We start from the raw sequence: 17,362 nt of genomic DNA, 5'->3' as shown, positions 1-17,362 counted from the left end.
CCTATCTCCCCGGGCATGTCGCGTACGAAAGCCGGTTCTCCCAACGATCCGAGAGGCAAGGAGCGTTTCAACGAGGAACGCGCCACCTACACGGTCGCCAGCGCGCAGCCCGATCTTGAGGCCGGGATCGCCGCGATCCGCGACACGGTGAAGACGCTGAAGCCCAAGCCCGGTGTCTATCGCATGCTCGATACGCGCGGCGATGTGCTGTATGTCGGCAAGGCGCGCAGCCTCAAGGCGCGGGTGGCGAATTACACGCAGGTCAAGGGTCTCACCAACCGTACTCTGCGGATGATCAGCCAGACCCGCGCGATGGAGATCGTCACGACGAACTCCGAGGCGGAGGCGTTGTTGCTCGAAGCGCAACTGGTCAAGCGGTACCGGCCGCCGTTCAATGTCCACTTGCGCGACGACAAGAGCTTCCCCTTCATCCTGCTGCGCGCCGATCATGCGTTTCCGCGCATCCAGAAGCATCGCGGCGCGCGGCGGGCCAAAGGCAATTATTACGGCCCCTTCGCCAGCGCGGGCAGCGTGAACAAGACGCTGAACGCGCTGCAGAAACTGTTCCTGCTGAGGAGCTGCACCGACAGTTTCTTCAACAATCGCGACCGGCCCTGCCTGCTCTACCAGATCAAGCGCTGCTCGGCACCGTGTGTCGGGCGGATCGACGAGGCGGGCTATGCCAGCCTCGTGCGCGAGGCGAAGGATTTCCTCGGCGGCAAATCCTCCGCCGTGCAGGCGCAGATCGAGAAACAGATGGCGAAGGCCGCCGAAGATCTCGATTTCGAAACCGCCGCCATCCTGCGCGACCGGCTGCGCGCGGCGACCTTCATCCAGGGCTCGCAGGCCATCAATGCACAGGGTGTGGGTGACGCCGATGTCTTCGCGCTCGCCGCCAAGGGCGGGCAGGTCGGGGTGCAGGCCTTCTTCATCCGCGGCGGGCAGAACTGGGGCCACCGCACCTTCTACCCGCGCAATACGGGCGATCTCGATTTGGGAGAGGTACTGTCCGACGTGCTGCTGCAATTCTACGAGGAGGTCCCGCCACCCAGGACCATCCTGACCGACCGCGAACTGCTCGAACAGGAACTGGTGGCGGAAGCCCTGGCAGAGAAAGCGGGGCATGCGGTCGCCATCTCGATCCCCCAGCGCGGCACGCGGCGCAAGCTGATGGAACAGGCACAGCGCAATGCGGTGGAAGCGCTCGACCGGCGGCTGGCCGAAAGCGGCACCAAGGCCAGGATCCTGCGCGATCTCGCCGAATTCCTCGAGCTCGACGACGTGCCGCAGCGGATCGAGATCTACGACAACAGCCATATCCAGGGCGCGAAGGCAGTCGGCGCAATGGTGGTCGCCAGCCCCGAGGGTTTCGACAAGGGCCAGTACCGCAAGTTCAACATCAAGAGCGCGCAGACCAACGACGATTTCGGCATGATGCGCGAAGTGATGGGGCGCCGGTTCCGGGCTCTGGCGGCGGAGGATTTCGCTCACAGAGGCGCAGAGGCGCAGAGTGGCAAGGATGGCGCCTCAGGCACTCGGACTTTCGACAGCTCGACGAGCGGGGAGGTCGAAAATGCACAAATGGCTTCGCCGCCGGAACAACCCCTCCGCGCCTCTGCGCCTCTGCGAGCGTCGAAAATCGGCCACGAAACCACTTGGCCGGACCTCGTCTTGATCGATGGCGGCAAGGGTCAGATGTCGTCCGTGCGCGATACGCTGGAGGAAATGGGGATCGAGGACGTCCCGCTGATCGCCATCGCCAAGGGCCCGCATCACGGGCGCGAGGGGCGCGAAGTCTTCCATTTCCCCGACGGGCGCGAGAAGACCCTGCCCGTCAATTCGCCGCTGCTGTTCTACCTCCAGACCCTGCGCGACGAAGTCCACCGCTACGCCATCGGCGCGCACCGCCAGAAACGCAGCCGAGCGATTACTGCCTCACCCCTCGACGAAATCCCGGGCATCGGCCCCGCCCGCAAACGCGCGCTGCTGCTCCATTTCGGCACGGCGGGGAAGGTAAGGGCGGCGGCGCTGGAAGACCTCCAACGCGCCCCCGGCATCAGCGAAGGCGTGGCGCAGCAGATCTACGATTTCTACCACGCGGGCGGGTGAGGTTCAAACGAACCAAAATTGTAGCGGATCAGTTTCAACGGGGAGTTGACACCTTGAAGGCCAATAATCATGGTCTTGATATGTTCCAAACTGACTCGGATGCCGCCAAAGACCTATTGCAGGTCGCAAGTAACCAGAAGTTTGGGACAGTTCTCGCCGACCCGCCTTGGCAGTTCCAGAACCGAACGGGAAAGGTTGCGCCTGAGCATAAGCGTCTTGCGCGTTATGGAACGATGAAGTTGGATGAGATTTGTGATCTACCTGTGGCGGACATAGCTGCCGATCCTTCGCATCTTTACCTTTGGGTCCCCAATGCCTTGCTCCCCGATGGGTTGAGAGTGATGGAGGCATGGGGCTTCCGCTATGTGTCCAACATCGTTTGGCACAAAATTCGAAAGGACGGAGGTTCTGACGGACGCGGTGTCGGATTTTATTTCCGAAACGTAACCGAACTCTTGCTGTTTGGCGTTCGCGGCAAGAATGCGCGGACATTGGCACCGGGACGTAGCCAAGTAAATATGATCCAATCACGGAAACGGGAACACAGCCGCAAACCGGACGAACAATACGATATAATTCAAGAATGTAGTTGGGGGCCGCGCATAGAACTTTTCAGCAGAGGTGAGCGTGAAGGCTGGACGGTCTGGGGCAATCAGGCGAATAAGGAATATAGGCCAACATGGTCTACATATAGCTTCAACTCGATGGCAGTGGCGGCGGAATGAACTTCGGATCTGATGAGACGTTAGCTGATAATGAAACTGACGTATCTACCGGGCGCGGGGCCGATAGTTCAGTTCTTATTGGGCAGGTATTCGATGAATCTATTCGAGATAAGTTTGAGATATTTAGCTATCGAAATGCTGCAACCATTCTGCAAGCGAGCTTTCCTGACCAATTTTCTCAAATAGTAAAAGCTTTAGAAGCGTTTGCCATATCATCGACCATGATACGGCAACCGGGAGGAAGCAAAGGACCGATTGCCAAGTATGTTGATACTCTCTTTAAGGAGGATGTTGGCTGGAATGAGGCCCGGATATCTGCTGACCTTCATGTGCGCTTGCTGCATGCCAAGAAGAAAAGCGAGATAATCAGCTCATATCTACGTGAAGGGTTTCTCGATGGCCATCGGATTGATTTCCTCAACGGAAGAGTGGCTCTCGATCTTGAATGGAATTCAAAAGATCAGACCTATGATCGTGATCTCTATGCCTTTTCGGCCTTTTACGAAGCGGGTGCTATCGATGTCGGGATCATTTTGACGCGTGGGTCTTCTTTAGACACGGCATATTTTCGTAGCCTCGGGAAGGTATTAACCAAGGATGGTGCTGAAGGTAGCGAAGAGGTTTACCGTAAGTTCGGTGCTTCTACGACTTGGATGGGTAAACTGCTCTATCGGCTGGACGCTGGACGAAATGGCGGATGTCCAGTGCTTGCGATTGGGATTACACCGCAATGCGTGACTGACTGAAGTTTACACGCCCTAACAGGGACACTCTTTCCTACACGCCCCTATCTGTGCCTTACCCTGTCAGATGAAGCACTATTTCCCGTCCGCTCCGCAGACGCTCGACACGCGCATCACCATTCCGCCGTTCCACGCCGTCCCGTTGCGCGTCCGTACCGATGGGTGGACGCCGCTCAGGCAGGCGGAGTTCATCGGGCATCTTGCCGCCACGCGCTCGGTGGCGGAGGCGGCGCGCAATGTCTCCATGGCGCGCGAGACCGCTTATCGCCTGCGTACGAAGCCCGGGGCGCAAGGGTTTGCGGCGGCTTGGGACGTGGCTCTGGCGTGCATGGCAAGCCACGCGGGCAAAGCGCGGCTGCTCGCGGCGCTGGAGGCCGCGTGCGAGGCGATGAAACCCTCGCGGAAGGTCACGGTCGAACAGCTCACATGGCGGGTCGAAACCGGGCTGTGGCAGGTGCGCCTGCGTGCGGGGCGCTATGCCGGGGTGCGCCGGAAAGCCGACAATTCCGCGCTTTTCGCGCTTCTCGCCCGCACCGGCCGGGGCGATGCGGGGGACGCGGTGTGAGCGAAGGTCACGGTTCTAATGCGGGCGGTTCGTGTCAACCGCGCCGCCGGTTCAGGGCCGCGCGGGTTTGCCCTTGGCCTTGAAGGGCTTGCCTTTGCCGAACGGCTTGCCGCCGGGTTTCGCGCCCGGCTTTCCACCCGGCTTTCCGCCACTGGGCTTGCCCTTGAAGCCGCCGCCCGGTTTCTTGCCCAGCGGGCGGGCGTGGACCTTGCCGCCGCCGCCATGTTTGCGGTTCTGACGTGCTTCGACCCGCGGCCCATCGGGCGCTTCGACGATGGCGATCGCGTCCTGCTCGTCTTCGGGTGAGGCGGTGCGCTGGATGGCATCGGCGAATTTGCCCGCCACTGCGCGCGGCACCTGGAACCAGCTTTCGTGCTGGCCGATGCGGATCGCGCCGATCTCGTTGCGGGTGATATGTCCGCGGCGGCAGATCAGCGGCAGGATCCAGCGCGGTTCGGCATTGTGGCGACGGCCGATATCCATGCGGAACCACACCACATCCTCGAAGCCGGGGCGGTGGCGTTCGGCCTTGGCCTTCTCGCGCGCTTCGGGCGTGTTGGCGAGCAGTTCTTCGGGCTCGGGCATTTCCGCCCGGTGCGCCTGGACCAGCGCGGCGGCGATATCCTCGGGCGTCATGCGCGCCATGAGTTCTCCGGCCAGTTCGCGATCGTATTCCTCGATCTCGCGCGGGGCGGTCAGCCGTTCGATCAGGCGGGTGCGGTCCTTCTGGCGGATCGCTTCGGGCGAGGGGGCATCGATCCATTCGGCCTCGATCCTGGCGCCGCGCAGCATGCCTTCGACCCGGCGGCGGCGATTATGGGGCACCACGATGGCCGCGATGCCCTTCTTGCCCGCGCGACCCGTGCGGCCCGAACGGTGCTGCAGGGTTTCCGCGTCGCGCGGAATTTCGACATGGATCACCAGGCTCAGCGTCGGCAGGTCGATACCGCGCGCGGCCACATCGGTAGCTACGCAGACCCGCGCACGCCTGTCGCGAAGGGCCTGCAGCGCCTGGTTGCGCTCGCTTTGCGAATGCTCGCCCGACAGCGCGACCACGCCGAAGCCGCGGTTCTGCAAGGTCGTGTGCAGCCGCCGCACGCTTTCGCGGGTGGCGCAGAAACAGATCGCCGTTTCCGCCTCGTGGAAGCGCAACAGATTGACCACCGCATTCTCGATTTCGGACGGGCCGACACTGATCGCCTGATAGGCGATGTCGCCGTGCCCACGCGTCTCGCCGACCAGCGACAGGCGCAAGGCATTGCGCTGATAACGCTCGGCCAGCCGCTCGATCGGGCGCGGCATGGTGGCCGAAAACAGCAGGGTGCGGCGCGTCTCGGGCGTCGCGTCGAGGATTTCCTCGAGATCTTCGCGAAAGCCCATGTCGAGCATCTCGTCCGCCTCGTCGAGCACCACGCCGACGAGGCCCGACAGGTCCAGCGCGCCGCGCTCGATATGGTCGCGCAGCCGCCCCGGCGTGCCGACGACGATAGCCGGGCCGCCGCGCAGATTGCGGCGTTCCTTGCTGGCATCCATCCCGCCGACGCAAGTGGCGATGCGCAGGCCGGCCCCGGCATAGAGCCAGCTCAGCTCGCGGCTGACCTGCAGCGCCAGTTCGCGCGTCGGTGCGATGGCCAGGACGAGCGGGCTCTCGCTGAGCGGCGAACCGCCGAGTTCGCCGAGCAACTGGTCGGCCAGCGCGAGGCCGAAGGCGACGGTCTTGCCACTGCCGGTCTGGGCCGAGACGATCAGGTCGCGGCCCTGGGCCTTTGGCTCGGTCACGGCCTGCTGGACGGGAGTGAGCGCTTCGTAGCCGCGAGCGGCCAATGCCTCGCCGATCACCGGCGGGAGGTGGGAAAACGACATTTGATTCTTTCTTTCGTGCGCGGACCTTGGCGGGGGGTGCCGGCTCTTCGCGGAGCGGGCACGGCCCGCAATCGGCAGCGCCCTACACGTAAATACCGCATTTGGCCCGCATTATTTTGCAACCGCGAGATGAAGGGCTTCGGGCGGCTCATATCATTGTGACATATCGGTGTCGCAAACCATAATTTTGTCCTCGAACTGCCATCCTACGGCAATCACCCGGTCAAACATCCTGCCTAACCCGCCCCCAAGGAATTCGGAGGGCAATCATGAAAACTAGGACTATGCTGTTCGCCGGTGCCGCCATCGCGGCACTTTCGCTTCCCGCCATCGCACAGGCCGGCGAAGTCGCCGGTACGGTATCGGATGCGAGCGATACGATCGCCTTGCGCAGCGCGCAGGTCCGCATCGTGGAACTGGACCGCGTGGTGGCCACGGAACGCGACGGTTCCTTCCTGTTCGCCGATGTTCCTGCGGGCGATTACACGCTTGAAATCAGCTATGTCGGTGCGGAAACGGTAACCCAGTCGGTTACCGTGCCGGCCACGGGAACGGTTCGCGCGGATGTGACGCTAGCCGGTTTCGGCGATAACGAGATTCTCGTCATCGGTCAGGCCGCCAACCTCGCCAGCGCACTGTCGCGCAAGCGGGAAGCCGATGGCGTTTCCGATGTGCTGACGCGCGATGCGATCGGCCAGTTCCCCGATCAGAACGTGGCCGAAAGCCTGCGCCGCCTGCCCGGCGTCAACATTCTCAACGACCAGGGCGAAGGCCGCTTCGTGTCGGTTCGCGGGCTCGACCCGGAACTCGTCTCTACCTCGCTCAACGGGGTCCGCCTGCCGGCCCCGGAAAGCGATGTCCGCTCGGTCGCGCTCGACGTGATTTCCAGCGACATCATCGAATCGATCGAGGTGAAGAAGTCGCTCACGCCGGACATGGACGGCGACACCATCGGCGCTTCGGTCGAGATCGAGACCACCAGTGCGTTCGATCGCAAGTCGGGCCTGCTCGTGGTCAAGCTCGAAGGCAGCTATAACGACTATGCCGACGAGGTCAGCCCCAAGGGCAGCATCGACTTCGCCACGCGCCTGGGCGACAATGTCGGCGTGTCGGGCGGCATCTCCTACTATCGCCGCACGTTTGAAACCGACAATATCGAAGCCGATGGCTGGACCGATGCGGGTGGCGCAATCTTCCCGGTCGATGTCGAATATCGCGACTACGACGTCGAGCGCGAACGCATCAGCGCGACGCTGGGCTTCGATTTCCGCGCCGGCGATTCCACCAAGCTCTACATCAAGGGCCTCTACAGCCAGTTCGACGACCAGGAATTCCGCCGCCGGACGATCTTTGATCTCGGCGATTTCGAGGATGATGGCCCGTCTTCCGTCTCCGGCACAACCGCCCAGTTCAGCGACGCCGATCAGGAATTCACCGTCGAACGCGATATCAAGGACCGCTTCGAAAGCCAGAAGATCCGCTCGATCACCGCGGGGGGCGAAAGCGACTGGGGCGATTGGTTCGCCGACTATGCCGTAAGCTGGGCCAAGTCCTCCGAGCGGGAGGATGGCAGCCTCGACCCGACTTCGTTCGACCGTGATTTCGGGCCCGAAGAGGCCGACGATGGTATGGGCAACGATATCCCGAGCGGTCTTGTCCTTGGCTTCGATTATGCGGATCCGCGTCGACCGAGCTACTCGGTGGTCAGCGATGCAATCAATGGCTCGTTCTTCGACCCGTCGACCTACGAACTCAACGATGTCGAATTCACCCAGCTATCGGACGCGCAGGACGAGGAGTACTCCGCCAAGTTCGACCTCGGCCGCCGCTTCGCGATGGATAGTGGCGAATTCACCGTCCAGGCCGGCTTCAAGGGCCGCTGGCGCGAGAAGACCTACAATTTCAATGTCGGCTTCTATGAATTCGACGGCTTCACCCTGGCCGATGCCCTCGGGGCCGGTCAGACCTATCGCCTGACCGACATCTCTCCCGTTGCGGGCTTTACCGAAGCGACCGACTTCTTCCTCGCCAATTTCGACCAGTTCGAATTCCAGCAGGCCGACAGCGACTTCGACTCCGCGGTCGAGGACTACTCGGTCGAGGAAGACGTTATCGCCGGCTATCTGCTTGGCCGGTGGGACAGCGATACGTTGCGGGTGATCGGCGGCGTCCGCTTCGAAAGCACCGACAACACACTGGTCGGCAACAATGTCCTGCTGGTGGAAGAGGGCGGCACGCTGCCGGGCGGCGACACTGCGGACGACGACACAGTCATCGTCACGCCGGTGAACTTCGACCGCAGCTATGACGACTGGCTGCCGAGCCTCAATGTCCGCTTCGAGCCGCAGCCGGGCCTGATCTTCCGCCTGGCGGGCTATCGCAGTCTGGTGCGTCCGAAGCTGTCTTCGCTGGCCCCGCGTTTCACTGTGGAGGAAGCCGATGACGGCGAGCGTGAAGGCGAATTCGGCAACCCGGCGCTGCTGCCCTACAAGGCGTGGAACTTCGACGCGACGGCGGAATATTACTTCGCCTCGAACGGCGCCATCTCGGCCGGGATATTCTACAAGGATATCAAGGACTACATTGTCGATACGGTGCAGGAAGACGGCACTTTCAACGGCATCGCCTTCGACGAAGCGACGATCCCGATCAATGGTGACAGTGCCGATGTGTTCGGTGTCGAGCTGAGTTTTTCCAAGGCATGGACCGAGCTTCCGGCGCCGTTCGACGGTTTCATCACCACCGCCAACTATACCTACACCGATGCGACCGGAACGGTGTTCACCGATGGCGATGTCACCGATCCGCGCGACATTCCGCTGCCGGCGACTTCGAAGCATACCTTCAACTTCGCGCTGGGCTATGACAAGGGGCCGATCGACATTCGCCTGGCCGGGACCTATCGCGACAGCTATCTTGACGAGCTGGCCGATGAACCCGATCTCGACCGCTATGTCGACGATCACTTCCAGCTCGACCTGTCGGCCAAGTTCCGTGTTACACAGAATGTCCAACTGTTCTACGAATGGGTGAACATCAACAATGCGAAGTATTTCGCCTACAACACGCTTGGCGCGCGCCGGAACCTCTACCAGTACGAGGAATATAACTGGACCATGAAGGGCGGCGTGAGGTTGACGTTCTGATGCGCGGCGGGTTCCAGATTTTCGCCGTCGCCAGCCTCGGCATCGCCGCCGCCTGCGCGACCGTGCCCATGCCCGGCGATCCGGCCGTGCCAGTCTTCGCCGTGGCGGAAACCGTGCCGGTGGTGACCGCCAATGAAGATGCCGCCGACGATCCGGCGATCTGGCGCAATGCTGCCTCGCCGGCGCACAGCCTGATCGTCGCGACCGACAAGAAGGCGGGGCTCTATGTCTACGGCCTCGACGGCAAGGTGAAGAGCTTCAGCGAACATCCCGCGCTCAATAATGTCGATCTCGTCGACATGGGCGATGCCGGGGTGATCGTCTTCGCCAGCGATCGCAGCGATCTCGTCAATTCGAAAGTCGTGCTCTACCGGCTCGATACCGTTTCGGGGACGCTGACCGAGCTTGGCCGCGTCGCCACCGGACCGGGCGAAGGGTATGGCATTTGCGGCACCCGCCGCGGCGATACGCTGATCGTCTATACCGCGGCCAAGAGCGGGCGGATCGCCGAGTGGGAGATTGCCCTCGGCGATAACCCCTCGGCGCGCGAACTGCGCACCATGCAGGTTCCCTCCCAGCCCGAAGGCTGCGCGGTCGATCACCGCAACGGCACGCTGTATATCGGCGAGGAAGCGGCCGGCATCTGGCGCTTCGAACCGGGCGCGACTACGGGAGAGATCGTCGCCGCAGTCGATGGCCGCAAGCTGGTTGCCGATCTCGAAGGGCTGGCGCTCGTTCCGGAAGGAACGGATGGCGGGTGGCTCTATGCCTCGAGCCAGGGCGACAACACCTATATGCGCTATGCCCTGCCGGACGTGACGCCTGCAGGCCGCTTCCGCATCGCCAAGGGCGAGTTCGGCAGCACGGAGGAAACCGACGGCATCGAAGTGATGCGCGGAGATTTCGGCCCGGCCTTCCCGGGAGGATTGTTCATCGCGCAGGATGGCATGAACGACGGCAAGGCGCAGAACTTCAAGCTGGTCCCGCTGGGGGCGATCGAGGCGGCGCTGACGGGGGAGTAAGGCCGGGAATTTCGACAAGCGATTCATCGCCTTGACATCGCCGTTCGGGTGACGGAACATCGTCGCGGGGGGACGGTCTGGATGTCCGAAGGACGCGAGGCATTGTCGGGGGCAATTGCCGGGGTCGCCGGCGGCGATCGCGCGGCGCTGAAAACGGTCTATCGGCTGACATCGGCCAAGCTGTTCGGGACCATCATCAGGATCGTGCCCGAGCGCGAACGGGCCGAGGACATTCTTCAGGATGTCTATGTCAAGGTCTGGCGGCGCGCCGGTCGGTTCGATGGCAGTAAGGGCAGCCCGATCACCTGGCTCTGCACGATTGCGCGCAACACGGCGCTCAACGAACTGCGTCGCGATGGCCGAAAGGTCGAACCACCTGCGGACACGCTGCCCGAAGTCGAGGATAGCGACGCTCTGCCAGCCGACGAATGGCTGTGCGCCATGGAGGAAAGCCAGGCGCTGGCCCGCTGCCTGCAGGAACTCTCTGGCGATCAGCGCCGTTCGATCCGGCTCGCCTTCTTCGAAGGCTACTCCTATTCCGAACTGGCGAAAAAGGTCGACGTCCCGCTCGGCACGATGAAAAGCTGGGTGAGGCGCGGCCTTGCCGGGCTGAAGGGATGTCTCGGTGGCTGACGACGGTATCCCCCAGGCCGAAGACCCGTTCCTGACAGCGGGCGAGCTGGCGCTCGGTGTGCTGGAAGGCAGCGATCTTGCCGCCGCGCGTCGCTCGCAACTTGTCGATGCGGCCTTTGCCGAAGCGGTCGAGTGGTGGGAGACCCGGCTTGGGGCAATGGGGGAAGCGGCTGGCAGCGGCGTCCCCTCCGATACGGTGTGGCAGGGTGTGGAGGCCCGGGTCGACGCGCTCGACGGCGCGGATAATGTCGAACTGCCCATGACAGGACGGCGCGGACCGGCGGGATGGAGCATTGTCACCGCCATCGTCGGTCTCGGCGCAGCGGCCGCTGCTCTGGTGTTGTTCCTGTCCACACCCGCGACATCGCCGGTCGCTCCGCCGCAAATCGCCTCCACACCTGGCGATCAGTTGGTGGCCCAGCTCGGCGACGACGAAACCAATCGCAGCCTCGCCAGCCGTATCGATCCGGATAGTGGAGAGTTGAGGCTCGCCATCTCCGGCCTGCAGGCAGACACCGGCAAGACCCCCGAACTGTGGGTCATTCCCGCCGGCGGTGCACCGATATCGCTCGGTGCCATTCCGGAAGAAGGCGATTTCTCGCGCGATCTGTCGACCGAAGAAAGCGCATTGCTGGTTGCCGGTGCGACGCTGGCCGTCACCTTCGAAGACGATACGGGCGAGCGGCATGAAACGCCCACCATGCCCATCCTGCTGGCGGGTGCGCTCGCGGAAGTCTGAGGAGATTTGCAAGAATTAGCGTAGCGAAATCAGCCGCCTGACGAGTATTTCAGCTTTTTTGGCCTGCGAGTGCATCCGATCCGCATCGCGGCGGGTAGCTGCTGGCGTCATCTCGATCGAGATGGCAGCCGAGACCCGTAGGTCTTCGTGCAGAGCAAGGTGGAACAACCGCTAGCTGTGGGAAGGGATGGCCCGCGTCGATCGGCTTTCTGGTCCAGTAACGGAAAGAGAAAGCATCATGATCAAGACATTCGAAAACCGCCTTGCGGCAGCGCTTCTGGCCGGTACCGCAAGCCTCGCCTTCGCCGCGCCTGCTCAGGCCGATGCGACACCCGAATGCAATAGCGCAAATACGAACTCCACCGAATGCGGCGCAGATGCCGTCACTACGGGCAATGGCGGTGTTGCCGTCGGAACGGGCGCGGTCGCAGATGGCACCGATGCGGTGGCCATCGGCAGCGACGACGCCGGTGCCGCGCCTGCAACAGCCACAGGCCCATCGACCACCGCGGTCGGCGGGGAAAGCCTCGCCACGGGGCCTGGCGCCAGCGCGTTTGGCTGGCGGGCCATGGCCACGGCCGAGCGTGCAACGGCGCTTGGACATCTCGCTACCGCTCAGGGAATTCGTTCTACCGCTGTCGGAGAGAACGCCGATGCGCAGACCGATTTCAGCACGGCGATCGGCAATGAATCGATTGCCAACGGGATCGATGCCCTGGCGGTTGGCGACAGCGCGATGGCCATGGGCAATTCGACCACGGCGGTTGGCGGCGAAAGCGTCGCGACCGGACCTGGCGCTACGGCCTTTGGCTGGCAGTCATCGGCAGCAGAGCGCGCCACCGCTCTGGGTCACCTTGCCACTGCGCAGGGGATACGCTCTGTAGCGATTGGCGAAAATGCCGATGCGCAAACCGACAACTCGACCGCAATCGGCAATGAATCGATCGCAAACGGAATCGATGCGCTGGCGGTTGGCGACACGGCCATGGCGATGGGTAATTCGACCACAGCGGTTGGTGGCGAAAGCATCGCCACAGGACCGGGCGCCACCACTTTTGGGTGGCAGTCGAGCGCGGTCGAGCGTGCCACTGCGCTCGGGCACCTGGCCACGGCGCAGGGCGTGCGGTCGATTGCAATCGGTGAGAACGCCGATGCGCAGACCGACTTCAGCACGGCGATCGGTAACGAGTCGATCGCCAACGGCGTTGACGCGCTGGCTATCGGCGACACGGCCATCGCAACGGGCAACTCGACCACTGCCGTTGGGGGTGAAAGCATCGCCACCGGTCCCGGTGCCACCACTTTCGGCTGGCAATCATCGGCCGTGGAGCGGGCCACCGCGCTCGGTCATCTGGCAACGGCGCAGGGCGTGCGGTCGATTGCAATCGGCGAGAACGCCGATGCGCAGACCGATTTCAGCACGGCTATCGGCAATGAAGCGATTGCCAATGGGGTCGATGCCCTGGCCATCGGCGATACTGCCATGGCGATGGGCAATTCGACTACTGCGGTTGGCGGCGAAAGCGTTGCGACCGGACCGGGCGCCACGGCCTTCGGCTGGCAGTCTTCGGCAGGCGCCGAACGCGCCACGGCTCTCGGCCATCTGGCGAACGCTTCCGGCGTCCGCTCGGTCGCGGTTGGCGAGGCTGCTGCGGCAAGTGGCGACGGCTCGATTGCCATCGGCAATCTGGCCAGCGCAACGGGCGTCGATTCTGTGGCTATCGGCAACGGGGCCAGCGCGACCAATGATGGTCAGGTCGTGATTGCCTCGCTCGATGCGAGTTCGGGATCGCAGACCGGCCCTATCGCGGTCGTTACCGCCGATGCCAACGGCACGCTTGGCGTCAGTTCGTCGGCGGGGCTCAGCAACCTTGCCAGCTTCACCGACGTGCAGGCCAACAGCATGGCCATCGCCGCCAACTCGGCAGCCATCATGGACCTGCAGGGGCAGACCGGCTTGCTGTTCGACCTGGCGGCCGAGAATAGTGTCCAGGCGCGTCGGGCAAATGAAGGCGTGGCATTGGCGCTGGCCATGGAATCGCCGATCATTATGCCGGGCAAGACCTTCGGCGTCGCCGGCGGCTTCGGCTATTATAACGAACGCGTCGCAGGCTCGGCGTCGTTCGGCCTGCGGGTCAGCGAAAGCACCGTATTTACGGGGGGGCTCGGCGTTGGCTTCGACTCCGGCGAAGTCGGAGCACGCGCGGGATTCCAGGCTTCTTGGTAAGTCCGGCACAACACATTCCTGTAGGACCAGGAAGGAAGGGCGGGGTGCGCAGCATCCCGTCCTTTTTTTGCGCTGCCCGGCGCTGGTGGTCGAAGTGCTCGAAATGCAGGTCGCCACCGGCGCCGCCCGGCAGGGCAAGGAAGGCTATTTCCTGCCCCGCTGACGGCCGGGCAATTTTCCTACAGGCGACCCCGCATGTTAGCCCTGCGGCGAGGTCCATCGAAAGGAGTGGTCATGAGCCCTGCAATCCGTTCTCGCCGCAAGCCGACAATTGCCATGCACAAGCCGACATTTCGCCCGCGCAAGGTGACGGCCCTGCCGCCCAAGCCGACGCTGGTGGCAGGCAAGCCGACGCCAAGAACCGCAAGCCGACGCCATTTCGCCCAAGCCGACAATATTTGTCTCTGGACTGTGTAACACCCGGTCCATGTCTCGGGGTTCGGACCGCCCGTCGGGTCGGATCAGTCCGCCTTCTTCACCCGCTTGCGCATCATCCCCTCCTGAGCGACGCTGGCGACCAGTTGCCCGGCGCGGTTGAAGATGCGGCCGCGGTTGAAGCCCCGGCCGCCGCCGCTCCACGGCGCGTCGGTGGCGTATAGCAGCCATTCGTCGGCGCGGGCCGGGCGGTGAAACCAGATCGCATGGTCCAGGCTGGCGCCGACCAGTTCGCCGCGCATCCAGCTTAGGCCGTGCGGCAAGGCGCTGGTGCCGAGCAGGGTGTAGTCGCTGGCATAGGCGATCACCGCACGGTGCAGCGCCGGATCGTCGGGCAAAGCGGCGACGGTGCGGAACCAGCTATGCGCCCGCGGCGCGCGCGGTTCGCTGTTCATCCAGTGGAGCTTGTCGCTGGTGCGCATGTCGATGGGTCGGGGGCGCAGGACGAGCGCGCGCTGATCGTCGCTCATGCGCTCGCCGAGGCGCTCGACCAGGGCGCGGCGCTGCGCCATGTCGGGCTCGAGGTCCTCCGGCGGCGGTGTGTCGGGCATGGCGGTGTCGTCGTGCGAGAGGCCGTCCTCGGGCCGCTGGAAACTGGCGGTGAGGTTGAGGATCGGCTGGCCCTCCTGCGCCGCGACCACGCGGCGGTTGGCGAAGCTGCGGCCGTCGAAATCGCGCGCGGTGGCGTAAGCGATGTCGACGCCTTCCTTGCCGCCGCGCAGGAAATAGGCGTGGAGCGAATGCGCTTCGAGCCCCGCGGGCGCGGTGGCCTGCGCGGCCTGCAGTGCTTGGGCGATCACCTGCCCGCCGAATACGCGGCCGACGCCTCCGGGCTGCTGCGGGGCGGTGAAGGAATTCTCTCCTTCGCGGGTCACGGTCAGCAGGCGGACGAGGCCTGCGACGAGGTCTTCGGGGGTCTTGTTTTCGCTCACCCGGGGGCTTTGCTTGCCGTTTACGTATCCGTCAAGCGGATCGCCCCCGGCGGTGCCGGGTTGGTGGACGCGCGTACCGCCGGCCGCTACCCGCGGTCGGGCACGAGTTTGCGGTAGGCACGCCAGCCGAGGCATTTCAACCGGTTGCTGCCGGGCCAGCGATGCGGGGCCCGGGGCGACAGGCCGAGCTTGCGAACCGTCCCGTTGAAGCAGCGCGCACCGGCCTCGTCGTAACTCCATTCGCTGCGCCAGGTGATCGACAGCGAAATCGAGCTTTCGGACCCGTTGCGGACGAAATGCGGAGCCATAACGGGAACATAGACAGCTTCGCCCGCCTCGATGGCAAAGGCGGTGCCGCCTGCCCGCAGATCGTCGTTCCACGGCAGTTCGCGTGGGCCGCCCAGATGGTAGCTCTCATGCACCTCGTCCGGCGCGTAAACGTTGTTACCTGCTGGGAACTGGGTCATAACCTTGCTGCCCCTGAGTTGCAGAAGGATGTTGTGTTCGGGGTCGAAATGGTACGGCGTGACCGCGTTGGGGCTGGAGATGAAGACATAGCCCTGGGGGGTAAGCATCGCGCCGGTCTTTGCCTCGATATCGGGGCGAAGTTCCTCCAGCAGGTCGAGCAGCAGCGTCCGGTATTCGGGCACCTGCTCGATGTTCTTGAGCACCGCCCAGCTATTGCTGGTGGCGATATGGCGGATCGTTTCGCCGATCGACAATCCGTTCGAACCGGGTTTGCCGTCCACCCCGACCGGAAGATCGCCGAGATTATACTCGACCGAGCCGCCGGGCAGGGCCTCCGCAACCGCCGCCAGAGCGTCGAGCGCGAGCCGGTCGTCCTGCATCAGGTCATGGCGCAGCACATGCGGTTGTTCGGGATAGCTACCCGCGAATGCGGCGCGCGATTCCTGCGGGAATACCCGGCTAGGGCCTGCGGCGAGCGCGGGATCGTGGGCGGTCATGTTCTCTTCTCCGATCTTCGCGACTCGATTGCGGTCAGCACATCGCCAACCCGCCTGCGGATGCCACCGCCAATGGCCAGCGAGACCGCAACCACATCACGCCGGTCGTCCCAGATCTGCTCGATCATCGGGTGGCCGGCGACCGCACAGCTGTCGGTCAGGGCGATATCGTCACGCTCCAGCAGGGCGAGGTTTTCGACCTGCAGCAGCATTCCGGGCGAAAGCTTCGACAGGCTCTCGTCGAAAGCCGTCTTGAAACTATGGGCGAGCGGCGGCGTGATGAAATTGCACAGCATCGCAACCGCTTTGCCATCGAGATGGAACGCCAGCCGCTCCAGCCTGCCTTCACTGGCCGCGCCGCGGAGGCTCTGGCGGAAGAAATCGGCGGTCTGCGCAGCGCTGGCGAGCGACGAACCTGCCAGCCCCTTCCAGCCCGCATTCTCCAGCGCGAGAAACTGGTCGATCCAGTGATCGAGGTTCTCGCTCCCGAAAGCGCGCGTAAAGACCAGTTCGCCCATGTCTTCGAGCCGGCGGCGCTTGCGCGCGAGTTCCTTGCGCCGCTTCTTGCCCAGCGTGCGAACCAGATGATCTTCCGGCGCAAGGCCGCGATGAAGGGCCGCCCTGCTGGTCCGCTGGACGATGCGCATGGGGCGCCGGTTCTGCTGGCAGACGGTGTTCAGGGTTTCGAAGGCGGTCCCGTCGAGCGGGAGTGCCGCAAAATGGAGAAAGGCGCTCTGTCGCCAGTTCCGGTCGCACCAGTCGAGTACCGCCGACCAGACTGCTTCCTCGTTACCTTCGGCGATCAGCGGTTCGCCGCAGAAACTGTTGGGATGGGTCCAGCCCGCCAGATGCGGCAGCGACCGGCCGTGATAGTTCCGGCTCTGCCACAAGGGTACCATGCCGAGCAGGTCGCCATCGTGAACCAGTGTTGCGAGGCGGACGTCGCCCGATCGATCGAACTGCCGAAGAGATGGCAGCAGAAACCAGTTTTCATGGAATGGATTGGGCGTGCGGGATCGGCAGGCCAGCTTCCGCCACGCGGCAACGAATGCCGGCGTGTCGTATTCAGCCCAGGGACGAACCTGAAAGCCGTCGACGAGCGCAGGGCATGGTTCAGCGGATGCGGATGTGCCGCACCAACCATTCCCGGTCAGGTCTTCGATGCTCGTCAATGGGTACCGTCCCTGTTTCGCGCGATAGCAATATGTCCAAGCCGCTTAAACTTGCTTAACGGGCCAAAAAGTAAAGGGCGGCGTCA

14 protein-coding genes are annotated in these 17,362 nt (G+C 63.6%); 10 read left to right on the top strand and 4 right to left on the bottom strand.

Going from position 1 to position 17,362, the window contains the following annotated elements:
• The first annotated feature begins 15 nt into the window (after positions 1–15).
• From uvrC to K3174_RS11315, 4 genes are all read left to right on the top strand, one after another.
• On the top strand, positions 16–2,109 hold the full coding sequence (uvrC, locus tag K3174_RS11330) for an excinuclease ABC subunit UvrC (protein ID WP_221558381.1): 2,094 nt from the start codon (positions 16–18) through the stop codon (positions 2,107–2,109).
• 53 nt (positions 2,110–2,162) lie between these two features.
• Positions 2,163–2,834, top strand: a complete 672-nt coding sequence (locus K3174_RS11325) for an MT-A70 family methyltransferase (protein ID WP_247712092.1) — start codon at positions 2,163–2,165, stop codon at positions 2,832–2,834.
• Positions 2,831–3,580, top strand: coding sequence for a BglII/BstYI family type II restriction endonuclease (locus tag K3174_RS11320; protein WP_221558380.1), 750 nt, complete (start codon positions 2,831–2,833; stop codon positions 3,578–3,580). The genes K3174_RS11325 and K3174_RS11320 overlap by 4 nt, the downstream gene beginning before the upstream one ends.
• A 64-nt stretch (positions 3,581–3,644) precedes the next feature.
• Entirely contained in the window at positions 3,645–4,142 is a 498-nt protein-coding gene (locus tag K3174_RS11315; protein ID WP_221558379.1) for a hypothetical protein, read from the top strand.
• A gap of 51 nt (positions 4,143–4,193) precedes the next feature.
• Here the strand turns inward: K3174_RS11315 and K3174_RS11310 are convergent, their stop codons facing one another.
• Positions 4,194–6,005 carry a DEAD/DEAH box helicase gene (locus tag K3174_RS11310; RefSeq protein WP_221558378.1) on the bottom strand — a complete coding sequence of 604 codons (1,812 nt, stop codon included), beginning with the start codon at positions 6,003–6,005 and terminating at the stop codon, positions 4,194–4,196.
• A gap of 269 nt (positions 6,006–6,274) precedes the next feature.
• Between K3174_RS11310 and K3174_RS11305 the strand changes: the two genes are divergently transcribed.
• The 6 genes from K3174_RS11305 to K3174_RS11280 all read left to right on the top strand — a co-directional run bounded on the left by K3174_RS11305 (position 6,275) and on the right by K3174_RS11280 (position 14,189).
• Positions 6,275–9,151, top strand: coding sequence for a TonB-dependent receptor (locus K3174_RS11305; RefSeq protein WP_221558377.1), 2,877 nt, complete (start codon positions 6,275–6,277; stop codon positions 9,149–9,151).
• The gene (locus K3174_RS11300) at positions 9,151–10,173 is read left to right on the top strand and encodes a phytase (protein ID WP_221558376.1); all 1,023 of its coding nucleotides are present in this window, start codon (positions 9,151–9,153) and stop codon (positions 10,171–10,173) included. Before K3174_RS11305 ends, K3174_RS11300 begins: the two co-directional genes overlap by 1 nt.
• A gap of 81 nt (positions 10,174–10,254) precedes the next feature.
• Positions 10,255–10,806, top strand: coding sequence for a sigma-70 family RNA polymerase sigma factor (locus tag K3174_RS11295; protein WP_221558375.1), 552 nt, complete (start codon positions 10,255–10,257; stop codon positions 10,804–10,806).
• On the top strand, positions 10,799–11,545 hold the full coding sequence (locus K3174_RS11290; protein WP_221558374.1) for an anti-sigma factor: 747 nt from the start codon (positions 10,799–10,801) through the stop codon (positions 11,543–11,545). The genes K3174_RS11295 and K3174_RS11290 overlap by 8 nt, the downstream gene beginning before the upstream one ends.
• A 238-nt stretch (positions 11,546–11,783) precedes the next feature.
• Complete coding sequence (locus tag K3174_RS11285) at positions 11,784–13,772, top strand: hypothetical protein (RefSeq protein WP_221558373.1); 1,989 nt, start codon at positions 11,784–11,786, stop codon at positions 13,770–13,772.
• Between the two features lie 234 nt (positions 13,773–14,006).
• Complete coding sequence (locus tag K3174_RS11280) at positions 14,007–14,189, top strand: hypothetical protein (protein ID WP_221558372.1); 183 nt, start codon at positions 14,007–14,009, stop codon at positions 14,187–14,189.
• Positions 14,190–14,233: 44 nt separating this feature from the next.
• On the opposite strand, the gene K3174_RS11275 is transcribed toward K3174_RS11280, so the two are convergent.
• The 3 genes from K3174_RS11275 to K3174_RS11265 all read right to left on the bottom strand — a co-directional run bounded on the left by K3174_RS11275 (position 14,234) and on the right by K3174_RS11265 (position 17,276).
• A complete protein-coding gene (locus K3174_RS11275) occupies positions 14,234–15,139 on the bottom strand; it encodes an acyl-CoA thioesterase (RefSeq protein WP_221558371.1) in 906 nt (301 codons plus the stop codon).
• An 86-nt stretch (positions 15,140–15,225) separates the two neighbouring features.
• On the bottom strand, positions 15,226–16,104 hold the full coding sequence (locus K3174_RS11270; protein WP_221558370.1) for a cupin-like domain-containing protein: 879 nt from the start codon (positions 16,102–16,104) through the stop codon (positions 15,226–15,228).
• Positions 16,101–17,276 (bottom strand): GNAT family N-acetyltransferase, encoded by a 1,176-nt coding sequence (locus K3174_RS11265; protein WP_247712091.1) that lies wholly within the window; start codon positions 17,274–17,276, stop codon positions 16,101–16,103. The genes K3174_RS11270 and K3174_RS11265 overlap by 4 nt, the downstream gene beginning before the upstream one ends.
• Positions 17,277–17,362: the final 86 nt, after the last annotated feature.

Origin of the sequence: Qipengyuania qiaonensis, assembly GCF_019711515.1 — a bacterium.
GTDB lineage: Bacteria > Pseudomonadota > Alphaproteobacteria > Sphingomonadales > Sphingomonadaceae > Qipengyuania > Qipengyuania qiaonensis.
The sequence above is the reverse complement of the archived record's forward strand: the minus strand, read 5'-3'. Positions and strand labels throughout refer to the sequence as shown.

Coding starts and splice junctions, on each gene's coding strand:
- K3174_RS11270 (WP_221558370.1), bottom strand. CDS start 16,104: ATGACCGCCCACGATCCCGCGCTCGCCGCAGGCCCTAGCCGGGTATTC.
- K3174_RS11285 (WP_221558373.1), top strand. CDS start 11,784: ATGATCAAGACATTCGAAAACCGCCTTGCGGCAGCGCTTCTGGCCGGT.
- uvrC (WP_221558381.1), top strand. CDS start 16: ATGTCGCGTACGAAAGCCGGTTCTCCCAACGATCCGAGAGGCAAGGAG.
- K3174_RS11280 (WP_221558372.1), top strand. CDS start 14,007: ATGAGCCCTGCAATCCGTTCTCGCCGCAAGCCGACAATTGCCATGCAC.
- K3174_RS11305 (WP_221558377.1), top strand. CDS start 6,275: ATGAAAACTAGGACTATGCTGTTCGCCGGTGCCGCCATCGCGGCACTT.
- K3174_RS11320 (WP_221558380.1), top strand. CDS start 2,831: ATGAACTTCGGATCTGATGAGACGTTAGCTGATAATGAAACTGACGTA.
- K3174_RS11295 (WP_221558375.1), top strand. CDS start 10,255: ATGTCCGAAGGACGCGAGGCATTGTCGGGGGCAATTGCCGGGGTCGCC.
- K3174_RS11310 (WP_221558378.1), bottom strand. CDS start 6,005: ATGTCGTTTTCCCACCTCCCGCCGGTGATCGGCGAGGCATTGGCCGCT.
- K3174_RS11315 (WP_221558379.1), top strand. CDS start 3,645: ATGAAGCACTATTTCCCGTCCGCTCCGCAGACGCTCGACACGCGCATC.
- K3174_RS11300 (WP_221558376.1), top strand. CDS start 9,151: ATGCGCGGCGGGTTCCAGATTTTCGCCGTCGCCAGCCTCGGCATCGCC.